Origin of the sequence: Bradyrhizobium sp. STM 3809 (assembly GCF_000239795.1) — a bacterium.
Taxonomy (GTDB): domain Bacteria; phylum Pseudomonadota; class Alphaproteobacteria; order Rhizobiales; family Xanthobacteraceae; genus Bradyrhizobium.
The window spans coordinates 1-12,294 of sequence record NZ_CAFJ01000104.1; the positions used below are offsets into that span (position 1 = coordinate 1).

Annotated in this window: 9 protein-coding genes and 1 pseudogene; 5 read left to right on the plus strand and 5 right to left on the minus strand. The window is 67.1% G+C overall.

Annotated features, from left to right (window positions below):
- Positions 1–456 (plus strand): annotated as a pseudogene (locus tag BRAS3809_RS37250) (hypothetical protein); the annotation flags it as partial.
- Between the two features lie 185 nt (positions 457–641).
- Positions 642–2,183 carry a hypothetical protein gene (locus tag BRAS3809_RS05420; RefSeq protein WP_008961092.1) on the plus strand — a complete coding sequence of 514 codons (1,542 nt, stop codon included), beginning with the start codon at positions 642–644 and terminating at the stop codon, positions 2,181–2,183.
- A gap of 7 nt (positions 2,184–2,190) precedes the next feature.
- Here BRAS3809_RS05420 and BRAS3809_RS05425 read toward each other — a convergent pair whose 3' ends face one another.
- From BRAS3809_RS05425 to BRAS3809_RS05435, 3 genes are all read right to left on the minus strand, one after another.
- The gene (locus tag BRAS3809_RS05425) at positions 2,191–3,399 is read right to left on the minus strand and encodes a CaiB/BaiF CoA transferase family protein (RefSeq protein ID WP_008961093.1); all 1,209 of its coding nucleotides are present in this window, start codon (positions 3,397–3,399) and stop codon (positions 2,191–2,193) included.
- A gap of 285 nt (positions 3,400–3,684) precedes the next feature.
- Complete coding sequence (locus BRAS3809_RS05430) at positions 3,685–3,885, minus strand: cold-shock protein (RefSeq protein ID WP_006609369.1); 201 nt, start codon at positions 3,883–3,885, stop codon at positions 3,685–3,687.
- Between the two features lie 232 nt (positions 3,886–4,117).
- Positions 4,118–5,851 (minus strand): adenylate/guanylate cyclase domain-containing protein, encoded by a 1,734-nt coding sequence (locus BRAS3809_RS05435; RefSeq protein ID WP_035655372.1) that lies wholly within the window; start codon positions 5,849–5,851, stop codon positions 4,118–4,120.
- Between the two features lie 224 nt (positions 5,852–6,075).
- Between BRAS3809_RS05435 and BRAS3809_RS05440 the strand changes: the two genes are divergently transcribed.
- Positions 6,076–7,581: a glycosyltransferase family 39 protein gene (locus BRAS3809_RS05440; protein WP_035655374.1), complete on the plus strand. Its 1,506-nt coding sequence runs from the start codon at positions 6,076–6,078 to the stop codon at positions 7,579–7,581.
- On the opposite strand, the gene BRAS3809_RS05445 is transcribed toward BRAS3809_RS05440, so the two are convergent.
- Positions 7,582–8,613, minus strand: coding sequence for a YcjF family protein (locus tag BRAS3809_RS05445; protein ID WP_008961096.1), 1,032 nt, complete (start codon positions 8,611–8,613; stop codon positions 7,582–7,584).
- The gene (locus tag BRAS3809_RS05450) at positions 8,610–10,073 is read right to left on the minus strand and encodes a YcjX family GTP-binding protein (protein WP_008961097.1); all 1,464 of its coding nucleotides are present in this window, start codon (positions 10,071–10,073) and stop codon (positions 8,610–8,612) included. Before BRAS3809_RS05450 ends, BRAS3809_RS05445 begins: the two co-directional genes overlap by 4 nt.
- 191 nt (positions 10,074–10,264) lie before the next feature.
- On the opposite strand from BRAS3809_RS05450, the gene trhA reads away from it, so the two are divergent.
- Both trhA and BRAS3809_RS05460 read left to right on the plus strand, forming a co-directional pair.
- On the plus strand, positions 10,265–10,960 hold the full coding sequence (gene trhA / locus BRAS3809_RS05455) for a PAQR family membrane homeostasis protein TrhA (protein ID WP_008961098.1): 696 nt from the start codon (positions 10,265–10,267) through the stop codon (positions 10,958–10,960).
- A 36-nt stretch (positions 10,961–10,996) separates the two neighbouring features.
- Positions 10,997–11,791 (plus strand): SDR family oxidoreductase, encoded by a 795-nt coding sequence (locus tag BRAS3809_RS05460; RefSeq protein ID WP_008961099.1) that lies wholly within the window; start codon positions 10,997–10,999, stop codon positions 11,789–11,791.
- Positions 11,792–12,294: the final 503 nt, after the last annotated feature.

Below are 12,294 nucleotides of genomic sequence, written 5' to 3' on the forward strand. Positions count from 1 at the left end.
GCGGCGCAGGCTTCCGCGAACACGCAGGCGGCCGCGCGCGACACAACCGGGTCGGTGCCGCCGCAGGCGCTCGGCGCGATCAATGCCGCGGTCCCGCCGTCCGGCGTGCCGATCCGGCAGGAGGCGAGCCGGGCCGAGCCGGCCAGGCCTGAGGCGAACCGGGCCGAGCCGAACCGGACCGACACGGCGCGCGCCGAGGCGGCGAGGGCCGAGACCGCAAGATCTGAGACGGCGAGGGCCGAGCCGAGCCGCGCCGAGGCCAGCAAGCCGAAGGTCGTCGAGGGCTGGGTGTTGCGCGATGTCGGCCGTGGCGGCGCGTTGATCGAGGGGCGCGGTGGACTCTACGAGGTCTATGCCGGCGATCCCGTGCCCGGCCTCGGCAAGGTCGATGCCATCCGCAAGCAGGACGGCCGCTGGGTGGTGTACACGACGAAGGGACTTGTGGTCGCGCGCTGACGAGCCATCTCTTCCGTGAGCGGATTCGACGAGGCGCCTCACCGCGACGTGAGGCGCCTCGTCGCACAATTGTCCGCCGCTGCCGCCTTTCGGCTATGTTCGGCGCCTAGCACACCGGCGCGCGGCGGCGATGTCGGTCCGGCCCGCGCCGTGTGGTCCGGAAGAGGAGGCGTGTGGTGCGACGTTTGGTAGTTGGCCTAGCCCTGCTGTGTTGCTGCTCGCTTGCATATGCCGACGAGAGCGCGCCGCTGGAGCGCGGCACCGCGATCCTCGAGCCGTCGGCGCTGCGCGCGCTCGACAGCGGCGCGTTCGGCCTCGGCCGGATGCTGGCGCCGGCGCGCGACAACGCAGTCCCGCTGACCGATGCCGCGTTGTTCGCGCTGCCGTCGATGCAGCCGGTGCGCAAGGGTCTCGAGGCGGAGTTCGACCGCTATGTCGAGACGCACAAGGCGACCTTGCCGAACGAGAGCATCGGCGTCGGCACGTCCTACGCGTTCCAGCTGTTCGATCGCGCGCTGCTGGAGTCGCCCGACGCCCGCTTCGTGCTGGCCGGTGTCGTCAACCGCATGGACCGCGCCTTCGTCGATCCCGAGCATTGCGGCGAAGTGCGGCTGTTGTATCGCCTGACGCGGACCACGCCGCCGGAGGCCAAGGACGGCGAGGTGGCGTCGCCGCGGCTGCCGATGACCTTGAACATCGTGCTCAAGGCGCGCAGCGACGCCGAGGCGAAGAGCAATTCGCCGAGCTGCGCCGAGATCGCCAAGCGCTGGCTGTCGACGGCGGATCTGCAGCTGGCGGGTCCCGAGCTGGCCGCCAAGCTGACGGCGCCGGACGGGCCGCTCGCGCTGATCCGGCCGGAGAACATCCACCGCATCGAAACCAATCTGCAAGTGGCGCATGCGCCGAAATCGGCGATCCGCGATTTCCGCACCGACTACATGATGAAGGTGTTCGACTATCAGGCGGCGAGCGGCTCCTTCGAGGAGGCCGTGCTGGAGGATCAGATCGATCGCGACCGGCTGCTTTCGGATGCCGCGCTCGCAAGCGAGTTCAAGGCCTGGCTGCTCGATCCCGTGCATCTCGGCGAGCTCGACCGCGGCATGGCGGTCATTCCTGACAAGTTCCTGGCAAAGGTGGCGGTGGCGCCGACTCCCGTCGGCTTCGTCAATTCCGACATGCTGCCGGCCTACGGGCTGGTGCAGAGCGAGGCGGCTGGCGCGACCGCGGTGTTCAGCGAGGCCGACGTCGTGGGCGCGCTGGAAAAGGCGGCGGCGCAGGGCGTCAACTTGCAGAATATCCAGTCGGTCGCCGGCTTCGAGCGCCGCTTGAACGATTCCAGCTGCGGCGGTTGCCACCAGACCCGCGGCATCGGCGGCTTCCATTTCCCCGGCGTCGACTGGATGGCGGAGAAGCCGTCCAACACGGTCGTGGTGCCCGGCTCGCCGCATTTCTTCGGCGACCAGGTCCGCCGCCGCGACATCCTGACGTCCTTTGCCGAGGGCCGCACGCCGGACTTCTCGCGCGGCTTCGCCAGCCGCCCGCAGCTGCGCGGCAGCGATGAGCTCGCTGGCACCGTCTACAATGACGGATGGGGCGCGCACTGCTATGCGAGCCGCGACGGCGCCGATAACGACAAGAGCTTCTCGCGCTGGACCTGCGCGGCGAACCTGTCCTGCCAGACCGGTCCGGCGACGCGGTTCGGCATGTGCTTCATCGCGACGCGCTAGCTGCTGCTCAGGCCACCGCGCCGCGGGCACGCAGCGCGCGGATGGCCTCGTCGTCGAAGCCGGCGCCGCGCAGGATCTCGTCGCTGTGCTCGCCGACCCCCGGCGGCTTGCGCGGGGCGACCTTGCGCTGCCCGTCGATGAAGATCGGGCTGTTGACGGTCAGCATGGTGTCGTTCTCGAACGGCACCAGCACCTCGTTTTCGATCATCTGCCTGTCGTTCGGAATGTCGTCGAGAATGCCGACCACCCCGAACACCAGCCCGCTGCCGTCCAGGATCCTGCGCCATTCGGCCAGCGGCCGGGTCGCGAACACCGCGTCGAACTCGTGGATCAGCTCGACCGAGCGGGCATGGCGGTCGGCCTTGGTCGCAAACCGCGGATCGTCGATCAGGTCCTCGCGGCCGAGGCAGCGGGCGAGAATCGGCCACTGCTTCTCCTCGTTGAGGAGCGAGAGCATGATCCAGCGGCCATCCTTGCATTGGTAGTGATTGGCCACCGCATTCAACGCCCGCTCTCGCGGCCGCCGCTCCACGAAGGTCGCGCCGCACAGCTTGGCCTGGGCCAGCACGGAGGCCGCCCAGACCCCGTTCGCCATCAGGTTGGAGGCGACGTGGCTGCCCTTGCCGGTCCTCTCGCGCTGATACAGCGCCGTGACGATCGCGCCATAGAAGGCCATGGCGCAGGGATGGTCACCCATGCCGGCCACCGAGCGCGCCGGCGTCGTGGTCTCGTCGGCGCGGACGAGGTCCATCAGTCCGGACCGCGCCCAATAGGCGTTGCTGTCGAAACCCGGCTTGTCCGCCTCCTCGCCCTTCTCGCCATAGCCGGTGAACGACGCATAGATCAGCCGCTCATTCAGCGGCGCGAGCTTTTCATAGGTGAGGCCGAGCTTGGCGCGCACCGAGGGGGGGAAGTTGGTGATGAAGACATCGGCCTGGCCGACCAGCCGCTGCAGGACTGCCTGCGCGTCCGGCTTCGACAGGTCGAGCGCGATGCTGCGCTTGTTCCGGGCTTCGAGATACCAGGCGTAGTTGTGCTCGCTGCGCGGATAGCCCGGCAGGTTCGGCAGATTGCGGTAGGGATCGCCGGCGCCGGGCGGCTCGATCTTGATGACGTCGGCGCCGAAATCGGAAAGGACGGTCGCCGCGGCGGGGGCTGCGATGAAGCTCGCGCAATCCAGCACCTTCAGGCCGTGAAAAATGCCCTTGTCGTTCATGAGGCGTCGCTCCCGTCCATTGTTTCCGCGCGCTGGAATTCCACATCGGCGCGGTTCGACGCCCATTTGACCCAGGTCGGGCGGGCGAGGCAATGGTGGCGAGAGAGTTCGAACTACAAACGAACGTCAATATTGTCAGGAGCGGGCACCGCTCCTGTCAGGTCTTCTGGTGCCTCGTGTCACGCTGGCTCGGTGAGCGGAACGATGCGCGCCGAAACGCCGTGAGGCGGAATGGGCGAACGTGGTTGGCTACGCCTTCAAGTTTTGGCAACACGCTCGAATTGGCTAGACCTTCAAATTCTCGGCCGAGCTTCTGCCGCGGTTGGCGATCTCCTCGTATTCGATCGTCTGGCCCTCGTTGAGGGTCGTGAGCCCGGCCTTCTGAACTGCAGAAATATGGACGAAAATGTCTTTGCCCCCGGCCGCCGGCTGAATGAAGCCATAGCCCTTGGTCGGGTTGAACCACTTGACCGTACCTTTAGCCATACGTCGCCTCCGCGGGATCAATTCCGTTCGGGCCGGCGGTCCCCGCAAACCGTCAGGCCCGAAAAGTGAGAATACTGCGGTTGCGACGGGCTTGATAGCGTAAACAGCGGGCGCTTTGGACCCGAAGTGATCGATATCGTGGCGGCTTTGCGGCTTTTTGGCCGCGGTCGCCGCTTAGGCCGCAACCGTTCTTGGTAGGACAGGGCAAGGCTCCGACAGGTTCAACGGAAGCTCATGCGACGTCCCCTTCGCCCGGCCGAGTCTGTCGTGCGAGTTCGACGGCATCCATGGCCGTCCTGACCCGCATCGGCTCGGCGCGGCCGCGGATCTCCACCTCGTGCTGAGGCAGCATCCCCGCGGCAAGCCCGGCCCGCGCGTAGACATCGGCCGAAATGATCACCTGGCATCCGAGCGTCTTCGTCATGTCCTGCAGCCGCGATGCGACATTGACCGCATCGCCGAGTGCGGTGAACACCATGTGGTCGCGATAGCCGATCTCGCCGACGATCACCTCGCCGCCGTGGATGCCGATGCCAAAGCCGATCGGGTCCTGCAGATCGTGGCTCAGGACGGAATTGAGCTCGGCGATGTTCGTCGCGATCGCCTGCGCAGCCTCGATCGCCTGCCTGCAGGCCATCTGAGGATCGACGGCCAATCCGAACAGCGCCAGCATGCCGTCGCCGACGAACTGATTGGGTTGGCCGCCATGGCTCAGGACCGCCTGCGAGACGGCGCCGAGGAAGCGGTTGACGATGAACACCACGTCGAACGGCAGCCGCTTCTCGGCGAGGCTGGTCGATCCGCGCATGTCGACGAACAGGCTGACGAGATAGCGCTCCTGCCCGATCCCGCTGCGTTGGCCGCCGCGCTCGCCCGGCGTCAGGTTCGGCATGAACAGTTGAAAGAACGACAGATCGTGGGTCGGGCGCAACTGACAGGCCAACCTGATCGAGGGATCCTCGACGCCGACCTGCGCCAGCACGAAGGCCTCGCGCGGCGACGGCGCGGGCAGTCCGCCGGGATCACCGATCACCCTGATGCGGCAGGTCGAGCAGCGTGCGCGGCCACCGCATGTGCTGGCATGCGGCACGTTGTTGCGCTGACTCGCCTCGAGCACCGAAAGGCCCTTCGGCACACGGATGATGCGTCCATTATTGTAGGACAGCGTCACCATGCCGCCGCGCCGCTCGTTCAGCGCGCGGACGCCGCGCGCGACGAGCGCTGCACCGAGCAGGCCGAGGTAGCCGATCAGAAAGCCGTTCATGATCAGTTCGAGCGAGGCCTGCTCCGAGGGCACACCCATCTGCCTGACGGAGAGATTTTCCGCGCGCCACTGCGGGGTTGCGCTGGCGCTGACGACATCCCGGCCGCCGCGGTAGAAGCCAAGCAGCGCCAGCGCCGGGATCAGCACGGCGCAAGCGAGCAGCCATGGCGCGGCGCGCCGGTAGAACGGCTTCAGCCGCAGCCAGAAATGCAGCCCGATGCAGCCATGGGTCCACGACGTCAGCAGCGCGGCCGACATCAGCCAGATGCGCCAGGACGGCCCGGCCCAGTAGGAATAGAGAACCTGCGGATAGAGCTTTTCGTGTCCGTAGAGCACATGGCCGATGCGAACGCCGGCGATGTGGCTGAAGATCAGCGCAGGAATGCTGAGACCCAGCAGCAGCTGCAGCGGCTCCAAGGTGGTGCGGCTGAATTGCCGGCGCTGATAAAGCGCCCAAACGCCGAGGCCGCCATGCGTGAGAACGGCAGCATAGAACAGCACGGCCACGGGGAGGAACTGCCAGAACACGAGGTGATAGCCGACGCCGGCGGCGAGCGCCTCCAGCGAGATGTTGCCAAGCGCATGGTTGAGAAAGTGGCTCAGCAGATAGCTGAAGAGAATGATGCCGCAAACCAGGCGCACCTGCCGCACGCCGATGCCGCGCAGGGTGGTCCGGAAACGATGGGACATCGAAGGGGTCATGCGGTCCGTGCGAAACTGAACCGCGATGCTAGAGATTTATTCCCGGACAGCCTAGTGGGACGCATCGCGGTGGCAGGGTGGCGATGCCCGCGCCGCGAAATGTTGACTCGCCCGGCGGAGTCGGGGAAAAGCGCCGCGTGACGGCCTTGTCTCCCAGCATCGACAGCCCAACTGCGCGCTCGCTGCGCGCCGCGTGGACGGCGGCTGCGGCGATCATCGCCGGCATGACCATCATGCGAATGGTCTATGCCGGCGCGCTCGACCTGCGGACCGACGAAGCCTATTATTGGACCTGGTCGAAGGAGTTGCAGCTCTGCTTCCTCGATCATCCGCCGATGATCGCCTGGCTCGTCCGGCTCGGAACGGCGCTGTTCGGCGACACCAATCTCGGTGTTCGCTTCGGCGGTATCCTCGCGATGGCCGCGTCGCAGCTCCTGCTCGCCGACATCGTTCGCCGCGTCACCGACGACGCGCGCGCCGTGATCCTTGCGGTGCTGCTGCCCGAGGCTGCGCTCTACTACGGCCTGCTGATGGCCAAGGTGGCGCCTGATGTCGCCGCGATCCCGTTTGCGCTGGCGATGGTCTGGGCGCTGGTGCGGCTCGCCGAAAGCGACGATGGCCGCTGGTGGCTCGCCGCCGGCCTGTTCGGCGGGCTGGCGCTGCTGTCCAAGTTCACCGTCGTCATGCTGCTGCCGGCGGTCGCGGCGTTTCTGCTCGTGCCGGCCTGGCGCGGCCGCTGGCTGGCGAGCGCCTATCCCTGGTGCGGAGCGCTGATTGCGCTCGCCGTGTTCTCGCCCGTGCTGATCTGGAACGCGCAGCATGACTGGGCCTCGTTCCGCTTCCAATTCATCCGCGCCGCCGCCCCGCATGATTTTTCCTGGCGGACGCTTGGCGACTACATCGGGCTGCAGTTCGGACAAGTCGGTTTCGTGTTGTTCCCTGCCACGCTCACGGCACTCACGCTCACGGCCTGGCGCGGCTATCGTACGCGCGAACCGGTTGCCATCCTGCTGTCGAGCGCGGTGCTGGTGCCGTTCCTCTACTTCCTCTGGAAGTCGCTGACGCTGCGGATCGGCGATACCTGGCCGATGTTCATGTGGCCGATCGGCTTCGCCGCGGTCGCCATCAACATCGTGAAGCTGCAGCACGGCGGTGCGCCGGCCTGGTTCATCCGCGCGACCTTGCGCTGGGTGCGGATCGCGATCGCCAGCGGCGTCGCAATGGTCGTGATGATCTTTCTCTATTACGTCGCGGCCCCCTGGAACTTTCTCGGCCGAACCGATCCGATCGGCGCCGAGGCGGGCTATGAGCAGGTGGCGGCGCGGGTCGAGCAGGAGCTGACAAAGGCCGGCGCCAGCTGGATCGCGACCTCGGACTACCGCACCTATGCGATGATGCGGTGGTTCTTTCGCGGGCGTGTGCCGGTCATCCAGATCAACGAGCGCGCCCGCTTCATGGGCTTTCGTGATCCGGGCATGGACCTGATCGCGGGACATCCCGGCCTCTATGTCGCACGCGAGCCGGATGCCGCGGGCCGGCTGCTCGCCGAGACGGGCGTGCGCCGCGAGCCGCTCGGCAGCGTGCAGCGGAGCTGGCGCGGCGTGGTCATGGACAGCTACGCGCTGGACAGACTGACCGGCTGGACGCCGGAGCTGTCGCCACGGCCGGACTCGCCATTCTATCAATGGCGCTGGCTCGCCGGCGAATTCGCCACCGCACTGCGCGCCTGATCACTTGTCCTCGTCCTCCTGCTTGCGCAGCAGATCCTTGGCGAGATCGGCCAGCGCCGGACGCGGCAGCGCGGCGAACGGCATCGGCCGGGTCACGTCGATCGCCGCAAGTCCAAGCCGCGCGGTCAGCAGGCCGTTGAGCACGCCCTCGCCGAGTCGCTGCGACAGCTTGGCGGCAATGCCGTGCCCCAGCACCTGCTGGATCAGGCTGTCGCTTGCGGCCATGCCGCCGGTGATGGCGAGATGGGCGATGACGTGACGCAGCAGGCTGATCATGCCGAGCGCGCCGGGACGTCCGCCGTAGAGCATCGCGAGCTGGCGGATCATCCGCAAACTCGCGACGAACACGAACAGCACGTCGATCATCGCGCGCGGGCTGACGGCGGTGACCACGGAGACGCGCTGCGCCGCGACCGACACCAGCCGCCGCGCCTCGATGTCGAGCGGCGTCATCAGCTCGCGCTCGGCGAGCTTGATCATGTCGGCGCCGTCGATGATGTCGTCGGCGTGGCCGGCGAGCTCGGCGCGCGGCCGCGCCAGCCGCGGATTGGCATGGGCGATCCGCAACAGTTCGGCAATCACCGCGCGGCTCTCGGCGCGATCATCGGACAGCAGCACGGCGGCGGCGCGTGCGTGCAGCTTCTCGATCGTGGCCAGCCGCACCAGCCCGTAGGTCTCGCGCCCGATCACGGCGGCGAGCGCGATCGCGGCCGCCGCGGCAAAACCGGCGCCGACATAGCCGAGCGCCTCGCTGCGCGCGAACAGGTCCTCGATCAGCCTGACGACGCCGAGGCCGAGGCCGAGCAGCACCAGGCCGCCCACCGATCCCCAGAACAGTGCGCCCCAGCGGAAGCCCCGCCGCGCCGGCAGCACGATGTCGACGGGCACCGGCAGTTGCGCCGGATCGGCTTCGGGCGTGATCTGGATGGTGCCGCGGCCGGGCCGGCCGGCCTCATCGGCGTCGACCACCACGACATCGGGATCGTCGAGCCGGAAGGTCTGGGGACGGCGGGGCTTGGCGCGATCGCTCATTGCAGCCGGTCTCCGATCAGGAACTGAAGGGCGCGGTCGAGACGAATATGGGGCAGCGCCGGCTCGCCGCCAGCGTCAGGCGCCAGCAGCGGCGGACGGAAGCGCAGGAAGCGGAAATCGGTGCCGTCGGCGGCGGCGCTCGACAGGCCGCGATAGGCGTCGCCCTTGAACAGCTCTTCGGCGTCGGCCGGGAGCTCGCCGGGAAAGGTCGCGACCTCGGTGTTGCCGTCGAAGATCTCGCCATTGGCGCTCTCGCCGGCTGCGGGGGTTCCGAGCAGCGACGGCAGCTTGTCACGGCCGCGCGCGACCAGTGCCTCGCGGGTCGCGCGAACCGCGGCCAGCGCCACCACGTCGATCGCAGCGCCGGTGCTCTCGGCGCGACTCACCGCGCGATTGACCGCGCGCCGCAGCACCGCCTCCAGCCGGTCGTGGCTGGTGTGATGCAGATGATCCGCCTTCGTCGCCGCGAACAGAATGCGATCGATGCGCGGCCTGAACAGAGCCGACAGCACATTGCCGCGCCCGACCCGGAAGCAATCGAGAATGCCGGTGAGCGCGGCTTCGAGATCGTGCAAAGCCTCGGGCCCGGCATTGAAGGCGGCGAGCGCATCGACCAGCACGATCTGACGGTCGAGCCGCGCGAAATGATCGCGGAAGAACGGCCTGACCACGATGTCCTTGTAGGACTCGTAGCGGCGCGCCATCATCGCCCACAGCGATCCGCTCGGCGCCTGGCCCTCGGCCGGCAGGTCGAGCGGCGCGAAGGTCAGCGCCGGCGAGCCGGCGAGATTGCCGGGCATCAGGAAGCGCCCGGGCGGCAGCAGGCTCATGGCGAAGCGATCGTCGCGGCAGGCGCGCAGATAGTCGGTGAACAAGCGGGCCGCCTCGAGCGTCGCCGGTTCGTCCTCGCGGCCCTCCGGCGAGAGTGTCGCGAGATGCGCGTGCCAGGCGCCGGCCAGATGCAGCCGCGGCTCGCTGCGCGACAGCGCGAGGCTCTCGCGCGCCCATTCCTCATAGCTTTTGTTGAGCAGTGGCAGATCGAGCAGCCATTCGCCGGGATAGTCGACGATGTCGAGCGTGAGCGTCCGCTCCGCGCCATTGCCGCGCTGGAATTCGATCACCAGCCGAAGCTCGCTGATGTCGACCGTCGAGCTCGGCCAGCGCCGCTCGGCGACCAGCGCGCGCACGTGGTTCTCATAGGCGAAGCGCGGCACGCCGTCGTCCGGTTGCGGCGCCAGATAGGCGCGGGCGATGCGGCCGGAGGCCTGCGCCTCGAACACGGGAAGGCGTCCACCGCGAACGAGCCCATGGATCAGCGCGGTGATGAACACGGTCTTGCCGGCCCGTGACAACCCGGTGACGCCGAGCCGAATCGTCGGATTGAGGAAGCTCTCGCCATAATCGAGCAGGGCGCGGGCGGAGAGCCGGGCTTCCTCGACGAGTTCGGAAAAGGTCACCATGGGAGGGAGGAGATTCGCCAATTGAAAATGCTGTGAGCGATTTTTGAAAGGTGGCGATGCAAAACGCTCAATTCAAGCTCACATTACCGGCGCGATCCAGCTAGAATCACAGCTTGAACGGAACGTTGACCACTGGAAACCATAATCCTCCTTCCAAGATTGTCTCCGGCAAACCAGCGCCAGGTTCCTCCATGACCGTATTTCAACTGAAGCAGTTCGCCTCGACCTCGGTCCATGCCGCCACAGGTGCGGTCCGCTGGAATTACGATAAGGTCGAGATGATCGCCGACGGCATCGTCCATATCGTCGGCATCGCCGCTGGGCTCGTCGCCACCACGGTCCTTGTGGTGCTGACCTCGATCTATGCGAATCCCATCGACATCGTCGTGGTGTCGATCTACGTCGCCGGCCTGCTGTCGATGCTGATCCTGTCGGCGACCTACAATCTCTGGCCGGTGTCGCCGACCAAATGGGTGCTGCGCCGGTTCGATCATTCGGCGATCTATGTGCTGATCGCGGCCACCTATACGCCGTTCATCGCCGCGTTGAAGGACACCGTGTTCTCGGTGGCGCTGCTGCTCGGCGTCTGGGGCGTGGCGATCTTCGGCATCGTGCTGAAGCTGCGCTGGCCGGGCCGGTTCGATGCGCTGTCGATCGGGCTGTATCTGGCGCTCGGCTGGAGCGGCATCATGATGTACGACCGGGTGATCGCGGTCATGCCGACCTCGGTGCTCGCCTGCGTGCTCACCGGCGGCATTCTCTACAGCCTTGGCGTCATCTTCCATTCGTGGCGGCGCTTGCGCTTCCAGAACGCGATCTGGCATGGTTTCGTCTTGCTGGGCGCCGGTTTCCATTATACGGCGGTGCTCGATCTCGTCCTGACATAGAACGTTTCAAGACAAATTCCGTGCGGAGGGCTTTGCATGCAGGTGACCGGCAAGATCGTAGTGGTCACCGGCGGCGCCCGTGGCATCGGCAAGGCGCTGTGCGAGGCGTTCGCGAGGGCCGGCGCGGCCAAGGTGATCGTCGCCGATCTCGACGACGCCGGAGCCAAGGCGGTCGCTGAGAGCATCGGCGGCGCGGCGTTCCGCTGCGATGTCTCGCAGGAGGCGGACATCAAGCGCGTCATCGAGGAGACCGAGCGGCAGTTCGGGCCGATCGCGCTGTTCTGCTCCAATGCCGGCATCGGCGGCGGCTTCGACCCGCTGTCGGTGAATGTCGGCGGCACGTCCGACGAGCCCTGGACGCGTAGCTGGGCCATCCACGTCATGGCCCATGTCTGGGCCGCGCGGCATCTGATCCCGCGCTACAAGGCGCGCGGCGGCGGCTATTTCCTGAATTCGATCTCCGCGGCGGGCCTGCTGTCGCAGGTCGGCAGTGCGCCGTACTCCACCACCAAGCATGCCGCGGTCGGGTTTGCCGAGAACCTCGCGATCTCGCACAAAGCCGACAACATCAAGGTCTCCATCCTGTGCCCGCAGGGCGTCGATACCGACATGCTGCGTTCGATCCCGAAGGGCCCGCAATCCGGTGATGGCGATCTCACGCCCGAGCAGGTCGCGCAGGACGTGCTGAAAGGCCTCGCCGAGGAGAGCTTCCTGATCCTGCCGCATCCCCAGGTGCTCGGCTACATGCGCAAGAAGACCGAGAATTACGACCGCTGGCTCGGTGGCATGGCCAAGATCCAGGCGAAGATGCGCGAGGAGTTCGGGACGTAGGTCGCAGTTCATCGTGAGTTGATGATAAGGGTGAACTGTCTCGACGTCCCCCGCTGTCGTCCCGGCGAAAGCCGGGGCCCATAACCCCAGGAAGCCGTTCGAGGCACACGCGTCCACCATCTTCTCGACGACGTTCTTTGTCAGCGACGTAGGCCGCGGCGTATGGATCCCGGCGTGCGCCGGGATGACGATGGGGATGTTGCCTGCATGCCATCGACGGTAGCGCGTAGGGTGAGAAAGGCGGCAGCCCGCAGGGCGGCGGCATGCCCACCGCGGATCCGCACATGCGGGGCGAATGGTGGGCACGGCGCGCGAGAGAGCGCAGCTTGCGGTCAGCATCATGCATTCGCCTTCGCCCACCCTACGGCAGCATCGCTCGGCGCGTGCGTTTCCAGACATCACACAGCTCATGACACGACCTCGCGCTCCTGGGGCGCAGGACGCCCGAGTGGTGCATCGGCAACGTCCCTTCTCTGAAACGAAGGGCGCAGGGAATGCCGGGT

What these genes read in the sequence shown, in the direction of transcription:
- BRAS3809_RS05425 (WP_008961093.1), bottom strand. Translation starts at nt 3,399, where the DNA reads ATGAACGACAAGGGCATTTTTCACGGCCTGAAGGTGCTGGATTGCGCG.
- BRAS3809_RS05430 (WP_006609369.1), bottom strand. Translation starts at nt 3,885, where the DNA reads ATGGCTAAAGGTACGGTCAAGTGGTTCAACCCGACCAAGGGCTATGGC.
- BRAS3809_RS05435 (WP_035655372.1), bottom strand. Translation starts at nt 5,851, where the DNA reads ATGACCCCTTCGATGTCCCATCGTTTCCGGACCACCCTGCGCGGCATC.
- BRAS3809_RS05440 (WP_035655374.1), top strand. Translation starts at nt 6,076, where the DNA reads ATGACCATCATGCGAATGGTCTATGCCGGCGCGCTCGACCTGCGGACC.
- BRAS3809_RS05445 (WP_008961096.1), bottom strand. Translation starts at nt 8,613, where the DNA reads ATGAGCGATCGCGCCAAGCCCCGCCGTCCCCAGACCTTCCGGCTCGAC.
- BRAS3809_RS05450 (WP_008961097.1), bottom strand. Translation starts at nt 10,073, where the DNA reads ATGGTGACCTTTTCCGAACTCGTCGAGGAAGCCCGGCTCTCCGCCCGC.
- trhA (WP_008961098.1), top strand. Translation starts at nt 10,265, where the DNA reads ATGACCGTATTTCAACTGAAGCAGTTCGCCTCGACCTCGGTCCATGCC.
- BRAS3809_RS05460 (WP_008961099.1), top strand. Translation starts at nt 10,997, where the DNA reads ATGCAGGTGACCGGCAAGATCGTAGTGGTCACCGGCGGCGCCCGTGGC.